The 13,756-nt window shown below is 63.7% G+C and carries 13 protein-coding genes and 1 CRISPR repeat array; of the genes, 2 read left to right on the top strand and 11 right to left on the bottom strand.

What is annotated here, in order from left to right; all coding sequences use genetic code 11:
• Window positions 1–19: 19 nt before the first annotated feature.
• A CRISPR array of direct repeats spans window positions 20–1,513; the repeat unit is 29 nt; unit sequence CGGTTCATCCCCGCGCCTGCGGGGAACGG.
• A gap of 89 nt (window positions 1,514–1,602) precedes the next feature.
• The 11 genes from cas2e to Q8R75_RS11900 form a co-directional block, all read right to left on the bottom strand.
• On the bottom strand, window positions 1,603–1,899 hold the full coding sequence (cas2e, locus tag Q8R75_RS11950; protein ID WP_305614801.1) for a type I-E CRISPR-associated endoribonuclease Cas2e: 297 nt from the start codon (window positions 1,897–1,899) through the stop codon (window positions 1,603–1,605).
• Window positions 1,880–2,806 carry a type I-E CRISPR-associated endonuclease Cas1e gene (gene cas1e / locus Q8R75_RS11945; RefSeq protein WP_305614802.1) on the bottom strand — a complete coding sequence of 309 codons (927 nt, stop codon included), beginning with the start codon at window positions 2,804–2,806 and terminating at the stop codon, window positions 1,880–1,882. Before cas1e ends, cas2e begins: the two co-directional genes overlap by 20 nt.
• A gap of 2 nt (window positions 2,807–2,808) precedes the next feature.
• Entirely contained in the window at window positions 2,809–3,327 is a 519-nt protein-coding gene (locus Q8R75_RS11940; protein WP_305614803.1) for a DUF3368 domain-containing protein, read from the bottom strand.
• Window positions 3,311–3,676: a type II toxin-antitoxin system prevent-host-death family antitoxin gene (locus tag Q8R75_RS11935; protein ID WP_305614804.1), complete on the bottom strand. Its 366-nt coding sequence runs from the start codon at window positions 3,674–3,676 to the stop codon at window positions 3,311–3,313. The genes Q8R75_RS11940 and Q8R75_RS11935 overlap by 17 nt, the downstream gene beginning before the upstream one ends.
• Window position 3,677: 1 nt before the next feature.
• Window positions 3,678–4,391 carry a type I-E CRISPR-associated protein Cas6/Cse3/CasE gene (gene cas6e / locus Q8R75_RS11930; protein WP_305614805.1) on the bottom strand — a complete coding sequence of 238 codons (714 nt, stop codon included), beginning with the start codon at window positions 4,389–4,391 and terminating at the stop codon, window positions 3,678–3,680.
• A 2-nt stretch (window positions 4,392–4,393) separates the two neighbouring features.
• The gene (gene cas5e / locus Q8R75_RS11925) at window positions 4,394–5,152 is read right to left on the bottom strand and encodes a type I-E CRISPR-associated protein Cas5/CasD (protein WP_305614806.1); all 759 of its coding nucleotides are present in this window, start codon (window positions 5,150–5,152) and stop codon (window positions 4,394–4,396) included.
• Between the two features lie 4 nt (window positions 5,153–5,156).
• Complete coding sequence (gene cas7e, locus Q8R75_RS11920) at window positions 5,157–6,221, bottom strand: type I-E CRISPR-associated protein Cas7/Cse4/CasC (RefSeq protein ID WP_305614807.1); 1,065 nt, start codon at window positions 6,219–6,221, stop codon at window positions 5,157–5,159.
• A 51-nt stretch (window positions 6,222–6,272) separates the two neighbouring features.
• Window positions 6,273–6,776 (bottom strand): type I-E CRISPR-associated protein Cse2/CasB, encoded by a 504-nt coding sequence (gene casB, locus Q8R75_RS11915; RefSeq protein WP_305614808.1) that lies wholly within the window; start codon window positions 6,774–6,776, stop codon window positions 6,273–6,275.
• A gap of 10 nt (window positions 6,777–6,786) precedes the next feature.
• Window positions 6,787–8,409: a type I-E CRISPR-associated protein Cse1/CasA gene (casA, locus tag Q8R75_RS11910; RefSeq protein ID WP_305614809.1), complete on the bottom strand. Its 1,623-nt coding sequence runs from the start codon at window positions 8,407–8,409 to the stop codon at window positions 6,787–6,789.
• Window positions 8,406–11,192 carry a CRISPR-associated helicase Cas3' gene (cas3, locus tag Q8R75_RS11905; protein ID WP_305614810.1) on the bottom strand — a complete coding sequence of 929 codons (2,787 nt, stop codon included), beginning with the start codon at window positions 11,190–11,192 and terminating at the stop codon, window positions 8,406–8,408. The genes casA and cas3 overlap by 4 nt, the downstream gene beginning before the upstream one ends.
• A gap of 67 nt (window positions 11,193–11,259) precedes the next feature.
• The gene (locus tag Q8R75_RS11900) at window positions 11,260–12,243 is read right to left on the bottom strand and encodes a WYL domain-containing protein (RefSeq protein ID WP_305626041.1); all 984 of its coding nucleotides are present in this window, start codon (window positions 12,241–12,243) and stop codon (window positions 11,260–11,262) included.
• A 572-nt stretch (window positions 12,244–12,815) separates the two neighbouring features.
• Here Q8R75_RS11900 and Q8R75_RS11895 point away from each other — a divergent pair.
• Window positions 12,816–12,971, top strand: a complete 156-nt coding sequence (locus tag Q8R75_RS11895) for a hypothetical protein (RefSeq protein ID WP_305614813.1) — start codon at window positions 12,816–12,818, stop codon at window positions 12,969–12,971.
• Window positions 12,972–13,120: 149 nt separating this feature from the next.
• Window positions 13,121–13,369, top strand: a complete 249-nt coding sequence (locus Q8R75_RS11890) for a plasmid stabilization protein (protein WP_305614814.1) — start codon at window positions 13,121–13,123, stop codon at window positions 13,367–13,369.
• Window positions 13,370–13,756: the final 387 nt, after the last annotated feature.

Raw genomic sequence — 13,756 nt, 5'->3', positions numbered from 1 at the left:
TGGCAGCGCACGCTAGATGCGGTTCATCCCCGCGCCTGCGGGGACCGGCTGATCCTGTCCGCGCTCGCCTGCCCGCGAGGCGGTTCATCCCCGCGCCTGCGGGGAACGGGTCGTCGAGTACGACCTGTCACTGCCGGATGGCGGTTCATCCCCGCGCCTGCGGGGAACGGACGCCAGCGGCCCGAAAGCTCTCCGTGATGTGCGGTTCATCCCCGCGCCTGCGGGGAACGGTACAGCTTCGCGTTCGGCGATGGCCGGAAATTCCGGTTCATCCCCGCGCCTGCGGGGAACGGGTGTCGGGGTTGCGTAGCCACTCAACGTGCGGCGGTTCATCCCCGCGCCTGCGGGGAACGGGACGGGCACACCGGGATCGTGGCGAAGGCCAGCGGTTCATCCCCGCGCCTGCGGGGAACGGGCTGACCGAAGCGCGCGTCGTCTAAGCCCTCACGGTTCATCCCCGCGCCTGCGGGGAACGGCACCCACTGCCAGAAAGGCAACTCCGAATGACCGGTTCATCCCCGCGCCTGCGGGGAACGGCGGTCTATCTGGCAGCGGGTGCGTGCAAAAAGCGGTTCATCCCCGCGCCTGCGGGGAACGGACCATCCCGCGCGGCACGGCGGCAGGCACCGACGGTTCATCCCCGCGCCTGCGGGGAACGGAAGACCAAGAATCTGGAGTTGCTCGGTCGGCACGGTTCATCCCCGCGCCTGCGGGGAACGGGAGTTTCGGGCGAAACAAGCGCGCAGATTTTGCGGTTCATCCCCGCGCCTGCGGGGAACGGCAGCAGCAGTTTCTCTTCGTGCCGCTCGGCCACGGTTCATCCCCGCGCCTGCGGGGAACGGGTGGCTCCAGCACCGACAACACCTCAGTGTGGCGGTTCATCCCCGCGCCTGCGGGGAACGGCGCACATGACAGGCGTACTCGCACGGATTGCCCGGTTCATCCCCGCGCCTGCGGGGAACGGGGTGATCGGGTGGTGGTGGTGGAGGAACTGTCCGGTTCATCCCCGCGCCTGCGGGGAACGGGCGCGCCAAGTCAAGACGCAGGTGCGCGGCATCGGTTCATCCCCGCGCCTGCGGGGAACGGTCGACGAACGCGGCCGGCAAGTTCGCGCTGAACGGTTCATCCCCGCGCCTGCGGGGAACGGAGCCGATGAATTCAGCCTTGGCCATGGTCATCCGGTTCATCCCCGCGCCTGCGGGGAACGGGCGCCGATAAAATCCTCGTAAGCGCGACGACCCGGTTCATCCCCGCGCCTGCGGGGAACGGGCTGTTTTCCTGATCGCTGATTGATGTCGTACCGGTTCATCCCCGCGCCTGCGGGGAACGGCGGGATGAACACGCCCCGCCCGGCTGCGATTTCGGTTCATCCCCGCGCCTGCGGGGAACGGGGCCGGCGCGTCGAATGCTCCCGCGTAGTCGTCGGTTCATCCCCGCGCCTGCGGGGAACGGATCGCGCCCGAACTTCGCGATGTACTCAGCGGCGGTTCATCCCCGCGCCTGCGGGGAACGGACTATCTCTATCTCCATGAAAATAATGGAAATTTTAGACGAACAAAATCTACCAGCAAATTCCGATGCTGGTCGCATTTGTGCGAAGTGTTAAAGACCTGGCTCTTCCGGGTTCGGAAAGAAGCTCACAAGCTTCACGCCGTCCCATTCGACCGGCTCGCGACGATTTGAACCGAGGGTCAGAAAGTCGAATCCCGCCTCATTGTTGCTGGTCCACGCCAGCACCGCATTTCCGTCTTCGATACCGGCTTCGACCTGTTCCCAGATGTGCTCCCTGAGCTTTCGCGAGTAATTGCCAACGTACACGCCGGCACGCACTTCGAGCAACCAGATCGCGAGCCGGCCGCGCAGTCGCGGCGGTGCGTTCTCAACTACGATGACCAGCATCGCCGAGGTTGTCCGGATTGGGGATGGCGGGGCCGACAATACCTTCAGGTTCCGGTGGTCGGGGAAGCTCTGCGGCGGCAAGAATGTCTTCGATGTCCGGGATGATGCGTTCGAGCAGGCGGCTCTGCCGGAAGATGTCCCGGCAAGCGAGCCTGACGGCCCGTTCGGGATTGGGTGGGTTGCTTGCGGCGATCTTGAAGGCGACCGGCACGACGGTGTCGAATTTGTAGACGTCGGCCACGTCGTAGACGAATGACAGAGGCTTGCCGGTATGGATGAATCCCACGGCCGGGGCATAGCCCGCGGCCAGCACGGCGGCTTCGGTGACGCCATAGAGCGCAGCCGTCGCTGACGACAGACAGCGATTCGGCAGGTCGGATACGTCCCAGTCCTCCGGGTTGTAGTCACGGCCCTTCCACTGCACGCCGAATTTCTGCGCCAGCAACTGGTAGGTGCGACGCACCCGCGCGCCTTCGATGCCACGCAATTGTTCGACGCTGCGTCGTGCCGGCGGCTCTTCACCGAAGCGAAGGGCATACATCTTCCGTACTACTTTCAGGCGCAGGTTCTCATCCAGCGCAAGCTTCGCCTGATAGAGCAGGCGGTCGGCGCGCGCGCCGCCGGGTTGCCCGGACGAGTAGAGGCGCACCCCTGCTTCGCCGACCCAAACCAGCAGCGTGCCCACGCGCGCAGCCAGTGCGGCAGCGCGGTGCGAAACCCGTGTGCCCGGCTCCAGCATGATGCAGGCAACGCCGCCGACCGGGATGTGCGTGAGCACGGCGCGCACGCGAAAGCCCTGCTGGTCGACCACGACAAAAGCGCCGTCCACCACGTCGATTTCGCCCTTCTCGACGAATACGATGGAAAGACGTTCCTTGATCGGGATGGGTTTGAGCGGTGGCAGCATCGTTACGACTGATCCTCTGCTGTTTCGCCAGCCAGGGCGAGCGCCGCAGTGATCGCCGATTTGCTCAGGTGGTGGCCGCCGCCTGCAGCAAGCAGATCAATGACCGGTGCAATCGTTGCAAGGTGACCGTGCTTCTTCGCCATGAGCAGTACGCCAAGTGTGCCGATCACTTTCAGGCCCATGGCCCGGGCATGCACGACGGCGACCCGGTCATCCAGCAGGATGCCGATACCCGCTGCAAGCGCGTACGCAATCGCACTCGATTCACCTGCATCCAGCGCAACAGAAGTCGTCCCTGCAAGGTCCCGGCAGCGCTGAAGCCACCCTTGTTCCAGTGCATGCGCGATGTGCGCGGCGTCAGGCAGGTCAGGCCTTGCGAGGCATTCGGCGATCACGGTTTCGGTCACGTCGACGCGCAAGAACAGGCGTGGCAGCAAATCGAGGGCGTTGACGCGGCCGAGTGCGATCAGCGGGCCGGCATCGGCGACAACGATGTGGCGCCGCTCATCCGAAATCGGCAAGCGACTGCTCCAGCTCTTCGCGCGTGGTCCGGATGACTGGAATGCCATAGCCGGCAAGCAGGTCCGTCATCTGCCCGACCGAAAGCCCCGCCATCTTCGCCGCCTTGCCCAGGGACACATGTTCCTCATCGAAAAGCCGTACCGCCAGCGCGGTCGCCACGCCCTCGCGCAGCAAGGTCTCGTCGAACGGTACGGCGATGAAGACGGGCGTTCCGTGCTTGGTCACCACGGACAGCCTGCCTTCTTCCGCGCCGCGAATCAGTTCGCCGGTGCGTTCCCGCAAGTCGCGGACAGTGAAGGTTTCCATGATCAGCTCCGGATTAATTTGTGCCATCAAATGATAGAACAAATTAATCCTCCCGACGGACCAACAGCAGCCCGCAGCCGAATGCCTTGGCTCGACCGATACCCTCCTGCAGCGTTTGGGCGAAGCGTTCACGATGGGTGACGATCAACGTCCCGTTGAAGTCGATCGTGCTGAAGCGTAGTTGAGCTTTCTTGCCGCCATGTTGTGTGTAGCCTTCGACGCGCAGTGATGCGCAGTCGAGCGCGAAACCATGTCGTTCGGCTCTGGCTTGCAGCCAGGCCGTGCAGGTGTGTGCAACCAGTTCCGCCAGTTCCGGGCGGGAGTCGTCTTCGCCGTTTGCTGTCTTGCACCCGGGCGTCCAGGCTGCCCAGTCGGTGAGACCTCTGGCGGCAAGCAGACGCTTTTTCTCGTCCATCACGACATCGTGCCGTTTGCCGCGGCCCTCGGTTCCGCGCGCAATGACAGGGTTGGCGCGCAATTCGAAGTTCAGACGCGTGCCTTCTGCAAGATCTGGCGTGTAGCCGCGTGTCTGCACATGCCAGGCGGGGTGCGGCGCTTCCGGCCTGCGTTGGGACACCACATAAAAGCGGGGCACGCCATCTACATCCCTGCGCCGAAACAGGAAGTCGCGCCCGGTACCGTGTGGTGACGGAAAGAACCGCCACAGCAGTTGATGCTCGCTGTATGCGCCCTGGAGCCATTCGTGAGCGGCGCTGCGCTCCTGGCCGGATTCGGGACTGATAAGACTGAAGTACACGCTCAGCCCTCCTGCGAAATCAGTGCGACATATTCGGCGCGATCGCCGAACATCCACCCGTTGCGTCTGAGCGGGTGGTCTTTGCGCGTCGTGGTGAGATCCGGCGGCATGCTGACCGTCGCATTGATGCCCCAGGCAAGGCGGGTGATGCAGCGTGGCGCTTCAAGCGGCGGGCGATCCGGCACCGGACTGTGACGCGCGAGTTCAGCCCGGATCTGATCGAGATACGTCTCGAAAGCCCCCTCGGCGTCAGCGGCTTCGATGACTTGCGGGTACAGGGGGGCACCCGGCGGGCAACTCTTGCGTCCGAGATAGAGTGTGAAACGTGGCCTGCGCAGCGCGTCGGCAATCTGTTCCAGCGAGTAGTCGGCCGTTTCGCCAGCCTCGACGGCGACCACACATGCGGCGCCCTGACGGTAGTCGCGTGTCGAGAGGATGGTGTTCAGATCGTGACCGGGTATCGCGAGCTCGTCGCGACGCGATGCATGTGGACGCTTCTTCAGTGCTGCCTGACTGGGCACTTGTGCGGTGTGGTAGTCGCGCAGCAGGCTCCCGGCTGACTGGATGCCAACGGTGTAGGCGTATTGGTCGCGCAGCGCGGCGTGGGCGGCCTCTTCTTCCCGTCGAATGCCGAGCGCCGCACCGAGCAGCCCGACCAGCGCCGACAAACCGGGATGATTCTGGCTCGGACGGTATTCACCCACTGCGGTATCGCCCCACGATGCCAGCGGCGCCTGAAGCTGAAAGATCAAGAAGCGCATGGTTTCAGGCCCGGACGAACTGTGCCAGGGCGTCCAGAGTGCCCTCGCCGGTTTCCACGTTGATCGGGTAATGCGCGTCGGAGCATGCGCCATAGACCTTGTCGAAATTCTCCCGCCGCTGTTCGAGCGCCTTGACCGCAAGCGTCAGCATGTCGCCGTCGCCACGGGGCTGCACCGGCTTCAGGAAGGATTGCGCCAGCGAGCGCGGCTGCTGGTCACCCTTCTCGGCGAGAACGTAGCTGGCGTAAGCGCGTGAAGCGTGGCTGTTCTGCATGCCAGTGGGCGACACTTTCGTGATGGCATGTACCAGCGCTTCAATGGCCTTGCCGGTCAGCGCCTCGTCGCCGCCGAGGTTTTCCTTCAGCAACTCCCGATCAATGCACACATAGATGTAGAACAGGCCTGCACCGAAGCTGCGCTCTCCGATGTGTGCCGCCCCACGGTCGCTCTGACCGTCGTTGAGGTCATCCACTGCACTGAAGTAGTCGTCCTCGACGGCGCTCTTGTGCACCGTGATGGCGTGAGCAACCTGCACGGCGGCCTCGACGTTGAATGCAGGGTTGTCCGCCAGCATGCGACCGAACATCGCGATGTCTGCAGCCCTGCGCGGCATGCGGAGCAACTTCAACTCCTCGTCGGTGGGGCCGGCGTTGCGGGCGGCGCAGGCGCTCGCGAGTTCATTGATCGACTCGATTTCTTCCGGACCAAAATGGGCGAGTTGTTCGATCTGCAGGTCTTCATCCTTGTCCGATTTCTTGTCCGACTTGAGCTTTCCGAACTGCCCGGCCATCTGGCGCGCCCATTCCCGGGCGAGCTTGTCGGCGACGCCGGCTGCCATGAGGTCGGTGTGGATGCGCTTGCCCATGTCCTTGGTGCGCGTGCCGATATGGCCCGCCAGCGCGGATTCGAAAATGTCGGAGGTGCGCCACGCACGCTTCTGGCTCTGCGAGGAAATGCGCAGGCGCAACGCATCGCCCATCAACGCGGTTTTCGGGCGACCGGTGTCATCGCGGTTCAGATTGGAGGGCGGATAGCTGGTGAGGATGTGCAACTGGGCGAAACGGGACATGGTGTTCTCCTGGTCGAATCGGTGCTGGAAGGGGGGGCGTGGTCTGTGGTCTCAGGTACGGGCGGGCCATTCGTAGTCGTAGGCCCAGCTTTTCTTCACCTTGTCGCCCCAGAACAGAACGTCATTGACGAGTTCGATGACGTCGATCCGTTGTTCCATCAGGGGCAATACGCGGCGCAGGCCGGTGAGCAAGCTGTCGGGGCTGTCGCTTTCAAGCAGGCGCATGAAGCGAAGTTCGCTGACCGCCGGCCGTTCTTCTCCGGCCGCCTTGTGGCTCATGGCCTTGGCAGGGGAAAGGGGGCCGTCCTGCTCGACATGCACCAGCAGGCCGATCGCCGCTGCAAGGCGATCGTTCAGAGGGGATGTCTTTCCCTCGTTCCATCCGGCTGCGGACAGACGGCGGAACAGGTGCTGGTAGGGGGCACTGAGCACGACCGCCGTCGTGTTGCCGGCACGGCGCAGGATGGCGCGGCTTGCACGGTCGTCAGCCAGCCCCTCCCACCAGTTCAGCAGAATCTTTCCGATGGCGTTGTCACGCGAAAATCGATCTGACATGCGTAGCTCCTCAAGCTTGAGCGGACGCAGCACGCGTTCGCCGGGTTGCGGGTTTTTCGGGCGAGGGCAGCCGCAGCGCCTCGCGCATCTTGTTGCCGTACAGGTTGTTGAGCAGCTTCCGCCGCGCGTCCGCGACGCGATGGGGCTTTTGTCGTTCGATAGGGCCGGTACCGACGAACGTGTGGTCGAACAGGTCGAGCGCGGTGTGGACGAGGGCGGCATGCCAGGTCTGGCGAACCGCCAGCTCGTCGATGTCGGCCAGCGGGTCTGCGCGCAGCGCGTCGAGGCCTTGCCTGAGCATCTGATAGAACTGCGCCTCGGTGCGCCCCCAGAACTCGGCATCGACTGCACTGAAATCCCCGCGCGCATCGCCACCGAACCAGGCGTCCTTCACCGCGCCGCGAAGGCTGGACGCTGCGCTCTGCGCACCGGAGAGCCAGCTTGATACGCATGACGACACGGCGCGCAGGGCATCCGCTTCGCATTCGTCCAGACCGTAGAGAGGCAGACTGGAGTCGTACCAGCAGCGGGCCTTCATCTTGTCCATGTCGTAGCCGAACGCCCAAAGGCGCAGCGCACCGCCCATCTGACGTTTCCGCTGATTCAACGCATGAGTCACCACGCGCGAGGCGCGCTGCTTGCTCTTTGTGTCATCGGCGCCCAGCAGCCAGGCCAGCCAGTGCCGGTAGCCGAGGCCGCCCGGCTGCGGATGCAGTGGCAGCCAGTCGCCCTTCACTTCGTAATAGGGTGACAACGGATGATCCCAGGCACCCTTGTAGTTCAGGCCGTAGTTCTTCGCGATGAACTGCCTGATCAGCGTTTCGGAATACCGTCCGCACACGTCGCATTCGCCCGCATGCACGTCATCGATATCCAGACGGATGCGCCGGGGCATGGCCCAGAACACGTGGTCGGGATGGACCTGGGCGGGGCTGATGGCCTCACCGGTTTGCAAATGCTCGATGGGCTTGAGCCAAGGGAACCTGAAATGCAGTGCGGTCTTCTCCGCGTCGCCGCTGTGCGCACGATGCAAGGGGCCTTCGAGCACGTTGAGCCAGAGGTCCTGCCACAGGCTTTGCGGCTTCTGCCTGAGCAGCAGGGTGGTGAGCGGGCCGCCGCCACGCAGCCCGGTCCGGTAGCCCACGCCGCCCGCCGGTGCATTCGACTGCAAGGTGAACAGCGCCGCGGCCGCGCACGCCGGGCACAAACTGTCGATCCGGCCTCGCTTGACGAAATGGTCGCTGTTATTGCGCAAGGCGTTTTCGCCGGGCGAGTCGATGAACAGCGCGGCAACGGGATTGAGCGTCGCCTCGTCCGCACTCAGTGTCAGGTCCTGCATGAAGCGCGCGCCATCGCCTTCGAACAGGAAGGCCTCGGCAACCGGAGCGAACCAGGCGGACAGTTCCTGCCCGGCAGGTGGCGTCATCAGCAGCCGTCGCCACTCGGCGGGTGTGTCTGCGGGCGTGGTGCTCTGCAGCAGCCCGATCGCGAACTGAGCGAGTGCGCCATTGAAGTCCGGACGGTCGGCGGCAAAAGCGACGATGTCCGGGTCGGAAAGCTGTGGTGGTGCGATCCAGTCACGCTGACCGCTGTGCCGACGGACGGGTATCCATGCGTCTTGCAGAAGATTCATTCCGATTCCAGTTCGAGGTGAGTGTTGATGTCCTGCTGCTGCAACCCGCTGCGCTCGTCATAGATCCATGTTTTGATGACCGCCGGTCTCTTGTCGAGATTCTTCGTTAGTGCCCGCCCGTGCCATGCCGTACCTGCGGGGTTCATCACCAGAAGTACAGACCACTTTCCCTTGCCGGGCAGGTGCTCGATCGCGTCCAGCACAGCCTGTTCGCGAGTCGGGTCCGATTCCGGTACGCGTTCCGCGATCAGCCGCTCGGCCACCTTCACCGTGCTGTAGGCCCATGCGTGGCGAAGACTTTCATGATCGACCCACGGCCGCAGCCGGTCGCCCTCCCAGCGGGCGAGTAATACGGTCATCGTTGCTTCGCCCAGACGCGAGGGGGTGCTGGCTTCGCTCCACCAGTCGATGGCGTCGCGCACGTAGCCCGCTGCCGGTTTGAGGGTGTTCTGCATGGCGATGCCGATGCTGGCGTAGGTGTCGCCTTCGGCCTTTCCGGCATTCGCCTGCAGGCCTTCCGGCACGTCGACGTCTTCGCCGAATACGCCTTCGATGAGCGAGCGTGCATCGCCAGGCATCGTGAAACTGCCGGATTGCAGGGCCTTGGCCGTAAGCCATAGCTGCGCGTGATTCGGGTACACGCCGGCAGCCTTCGGAAGGAAGGTCTTGAACCAGTTTGCGGGCGGTGTTTCGGTCCACTCCGGGCCGAAGACCCACAGGCAGGGGCGTCCGCGCTCGTCCGCTGCGGCGGGATCGGCGTGGCGCCGGCCGGAGGCGTCACGGGGGTGGCGTTGCAGGCGTCCGGCACGCTGGATCAGCCGGTCGATCGGTGCGAGGTCGGTGACGACGAAGTCCCAGTCTGCATCAAGGCTCTGTTCCGCGACCTGGGTCGCAATGACGAGACGCCCCGCGCGCTCGTCAGGTGTGCTCGATTTGCCGAAGTGCTTGAGGATGCGCTGTTCGGTATCGAGTCGGTCGCGCAGTGCAAACCGGGCGTGGAACAGGATGAGGTGTTCGGCGTCGAGTTCGTGTTCGAACTGCGCGTAGGCCGCCAGCGCGTCGGCGACGGTATTGCGCATCCAGCACACGCATCGACCGGCGGCGAGTGCGGCACGGATCGACGCAACGACGGTGCCTTCGTCTGATACGTACAGCACATCCACGCTCCGGCAGACGGCTTCACGCGCCACGATGGCCTGCATGGTCGATTCGGCCAGGCCGTCGTGCCAGGACGTGACAAGCGGGAAATCGGGCGCAGACGTGGCGGCGGGCGGCGGGGCGGCGCGCCCGCGGGCGAAGGCGTCGAACAGCGAATGCTTCATGTGCTGCGGCAGCGTGGCCGACAGCAGCACAACGCTGCCCCCTGCGCGGGCATGAAATTCGAGAACCGTTTCCAGCACGTGCTGCATGTAGTCGTCGCAGGCGTGTACTTCGTCGATGACCAACACCTTGCGCAACATGCCAAGCAGTCGCAGCGACTGATGCTTGCTGTAGAGCACGCTCAACAGGATCTGGTCGATGGTGCCGACGCCGGCAGGCGCCAGCAGCGCCCGCTTGTTGTGATCGGCCAGCCAAGCGCTGCAGCGGGCGCTGGCGGTGTCGTCGAGCTGTGCGCTGTCGCCTTCGTCGCGGGTGGTCGCAAGTACCGAATTGGCGAAGGGTTCGACCAGAGCGCGCTGCCCATGTGCCAGCACGAGGCTCGGGTCGCCGCCGAACAGTTTGTGATACACCTCGGCGATGCGTCCGTACATCGCATTGGCCGTGGCCATCGTCGGCAGGGCGATGAAGAACCCGTCGGCGCAGCCGGCGGCGATCAGGCGATGAGCCAGCATGACTGCCGCCTCGGTCTTGCCGGCGCCCGTCACGTCTTCGAGAAGATGAATCTGCGGGGTGGGTGAAATCGTTGTGTCGATCGCCCATGCCTGTAGCGGCGAGGGTGAGGGAATGTCCGGGAACATGCCGTGGAAGGACTGCTCGGTGTACGGAACGGGAAGGACGCCGGCCGAGTCCAGAGCACTGGCGGCAAGTATTTTCGCGTTGGCCCAGTAGTCTTTGAGACGGCTGTGTTCAGTTTGGTAAGGGAAGAAGTCGGTGTTTGAGCCAATCCAGTCGCACATCACGGCAAGGCCGGCGATCCACCACGAGAGGTGCCGGCTGATTGCTTCGAAGCGTTCCGCACCCAAGCTGGAGGGCACTGCGCGCAATGCGTCGGGCGGGAAAAGGACGAACAGTTCGTCGATGTAGGCCTTGATGGCAGGTGCATCTTCATGCGCGCTGAAGTGTTGTCGCCAATGCCCGGCGCCCGCACTCCTCGGTGGCTGGCCGTGATGCCCTGTACACGCCCGTATCCACCACGCCACGCCGTATGTCGCTGACTCGCTGTCGTCGCCGAACCACTGGTTTTCGATGGCGATGGCTTCCAGGTGTCCCTCCCAGATCATCCAGCCGAGGGTGTCGTGACGCACGCTGTAGGGCTTTCCCGGATCGGGCAGCCGGCCGCGCAGATCCTCGAAAATATCTTCCCGCTGGCTCTGGAAAGCCTCGGAAAACTTGCCCAGATCATGCAATGCAAGGAAAAACCCCAGCCACGACTGCAATTCGGATTTCGACTCAATCTGCAGGGCATTCATGAAGAACGTGCAGATTGCCGGTGAGCGGTCGAGGAACGCGACGCCGACTGCCGCGACATCCAGCGAGTGATAGGCGAGCCGATGAAACGACGAACCGTTGTCGTCGGGCTTTGCCTTGCCCCAGTATTCAAGATGTGTCGGCGGCGGGTTCATGTCTGGCTATTTGGTGGAGGAGTGGACCGAATTATTGGACACGCCATGCTCAAATCCTGAGCCTGCATCAAAGCCCCTGCCCGTAAAGCTCTCCCAGCTTTAATATCTCCGAGCGAACTTCTTCCCGCAACGCCTCCGGCCCCAGCACCTCGCAATGCCGGCCGTGCTTCAGGATATCCATCAGCAATTCCCGGTGGTCGGCGTACGGAATTTCAAGCAGGTAGTAGCCGTCATTGTCGAAGCGGCCCTTCTGTTTCGGGTGCCAGGCCTCGTGCGCGACCCAGCGGGCGCGTTCGGGCGAAAAGCGCAGGCGCGCCCATTCGATCTGCTTGCCGGAAAAAATGCCGTAAGCGGGGCCGAACACTGTTTTCAAGGTCCGGCCGCCCACCTCGCGCGCGGTGCGGTCGAGCAGGTGGGCTTCGCGAATGGCGTCGACCGCGAAGCGGCGCAGTTCGCGCCGCAGGTGGCACCAGGCTTCGAGATACCAGTTTTCGCGGTAGTGCACCAGGCGCTGCGGCGAGATTTCACGTTCGGTGACGGTGGCACTGCCACGCGCGGCGTAGATGATGATCAGGCGTTTGCGCTGCAGCAGCGCGGAGCCGATGCGCTCGAAGTGCTTCAGCGTGATCGGCCGCTTGCCCTGGCCGACGATGAGCACGCGCTCGCGCACGGCGGCGGCATCGTTCTTTGCTGCGCCAAGCAGCTTGTTGAGGCGTTCCATCAGCGGTTCGACATGGCGCGTCAGGATGCCGCCGGGGTCGAGGTTGGCGAGCAAATGCTGCATGGTCAGCAGGGCGTGGATTTCTGTGCTCGAGAACCAGAGGTTGGCCAGCTCGAGCTGGCCGCCGCTGCCCTGGCGCAAGTCCAGGAAGTAGCCGCCACGGTCGCGGTCGAACTCAAGCGGCATGCACAACACGTCGCGCAGATAGGTGATGTCGCGCGTCAGGGTGGCGCGGGACACGGCAAGTTCCGACTGCAGCCGGTCGAAAGGAATGACTCTGTGGGGGCTCAACAATGCGGCGAGCCGGTGCAGGCGGTCTGTACGTGACATCCGGATGTATTTCTGTCAGCGCGTTGAATGCGTGACGGATAGTACATGTGGCTTAGGCGGAATCGGTAGGTTCATCATCCCTGTAAGCGTCGGGGCGATGGCTCACCGGCGTGCGAGGCCTCGCATCTGTGCAGATGCGCTGAAGCTGTTCCTCGAAGTATTTGTTCGATAGGACAGAGCCGCCGCTTGTCGGGCGCTCGTCGACCATCGCGAAGCCTTTGAGGGCAAATTCCTCGGCGATGATCGTGGCTCATTTTCGAAGTTGCACGGTCCCTTCGGAATTGACCTTGTCGCCAACGGCAAGGATGGCTGGCAGTCTGTATTGCTGGCTGTTTTAGTCCTTCCCATCTTGTAGCTCGATGTCTGAGAAGACCCGCATGCGTCACGGCGCGCAGAAAATAACTCGGGCTATGCCGTGGCTGCAGGCGATGCGTTCTGGTCGTAACATCCGTCTCAGCCCTTGTCGCATTCTCCAAGTGGGATGAGAGAGTAACGCGACAGCATGACGGGTTACCTTTGGCAGCTTGGACAATGGCACTCGGCCGACGGGTGATAGGGGAGAGAGCGTGTTCATGGCGAAGAATCCCGGAAAGGAACGCAAGTCGGTGCCGGAACAGCGTCGCAATGAAGTTTTCCGCGTACTGAGCGAGAAGCTCCGCAAACTCAGCGAAGGACGACGCCAGACCCCGTCAGAGGTTCTGCAGCGACAGTCGCGCGACGAGCGCTGAGTGGTTATGTGCGTGTCCTCATGACAGTCTGCTTTCGCCGCCTATCAAGCTTGCGGTCCGCCTGGCGGGCAGCACGCGGCGCGCGGCTCGGCCTCAAAGCGTCGTTGGTCGCCCGGTAGAATCGCTGGACTGACCGATGGAGGTGGCTCATGGGCACTTTTGAAATCCGTGATCTCGATCCACGGCTAAAGGCTCGGCTCAATATTCGGGCTACCCGGAATGGCCGTTCGATGGAAGACGAGGCGGCAGACATCATCAGGCAGGCGCTCAGCGCGGAGCCTGCGTCCGGTCAGACCTTGGTCGAGGTTGCCAGAGCGGCGGTGCAGTCATTCGGTGGCGTCGACCTCGAGTTGCCGCAGCGTGGGCCCATTCGCGAACCGCCGGACTTCGGATCCTGACTCTGCAGTGCTTGTTGATGCACTCACCCAACACTGGCCGGCGCAGTCGCCGAAGCATCAGGCTGCGTAGTCTTCGTAACCAAGCTTCAAGCTTGTCGGCTGCCGCCGCGCGAGGCGATCCGTATGCCGCCCCCTGCGCCCTGCCGATGTTGAGCACGCGGGCGCGCACGGAGGTCGCGCTGCGACTAATCCGATGGTGTCCAGACAAGGGCGCATTGCGTTGATCAACTTGGCTTGACTTCGCTTGGCGCCAGTCGGGATGGTCGATGACCAGCTTGCGTATCGCGGCGAGGCCGCCGCTCCCACAGGGCCGCTCCCACGGTCGTTGGCTGGTGCCTTGCGTTGGGCGCGCGCGCCTTCGATCTGAACGTGGCAACGGTGCCTCGA

The sequence above is a fragment of the Methyloversatilis sp. genome (genome assembly GCF_030696805.1).
In the GTDB taxonomy this organism is placed as follows: Bacteria; Pseudomonadota; Gammaproteobacteria; order Burkholderiales; family Rhodocyclaceae; genus Methyloversatilis.
This window is presented reverse-complemented; position numbering and strand designations above follow the sequence as displayed.

Excerpts from the sequence above, each read along its gene's own strand:
- casA (WP_305614809.1), bottom strand. The coding sequence starts at position 8,409 with ATGAATCTTCTGCAAGACGCATGGATACCCGTCCGTCGGCACAGCGGT.
- cas3 (WP_305614810.1), bottom strand. The coding sequence starts at position 11,192 with ATGAACCCGCCGCCGACACATCTTGAATACTGGGGCAAGGCAAAGCCC.
- cas5e (WP_305614806.1), bottom strand. The coding sequence starts at position 5,152 with ATGCGCTTCTTGATCTTTCAGCTTCAGGCGCCGCTGGCATCGTGGGGC.
- cas7e (WP_305614807.1), bottom strand. The coding sequence starts at position 6,221 with ATGTCCCGTTTCGCCCAGTTGCACATCCTCACCAGCTATCCGCCCTCC.
- cas2e (WP_305614801.1), bottom strand. The coding sequence starts at position 1,899 with ATGCTGGTCATCGTAGTTGAGAACGCACCGCCGCGACTGCGCGGCCGG.
- casB (WP_305614808.1), bottom strand. The coding sequence starts at position 6,776 with ATGTCAGATCGATTTTCGCGTGACAACGCCATCGGAAAGATTCTGCTG.
- Q8R75_RS11900 (WP_305626041.1), bottom strand. The coding sequence starts at position 12,243 with ATGTCACGTACAGACCGCCTGCACCGGCTCGCCGCATTGTTGAGCCCC.
- Q8R75_RS11890 (WP_305614814.1), top strand. The coding sequence starts at position 13,121 with ATGGGCACTTTTGAAATCCGTGATCTCGATCCACGGCTAAAGGCTCGG.
- Q8R75_RS11895 (WP_305614813.1), top strand. The coding sequence starts at position 12,816 with ATGGCGAAGAATCCCGGAAAGGAACGCAAGTCGGTGCCGGAACAGCGT.
- cas1e (WP_305614802.1), bottom strand. The coding sequence starts at position 2,806 with ATGCTGCCACCGCTCAAACCCATCCCGATCAAGGAACGTCTTTCCATC.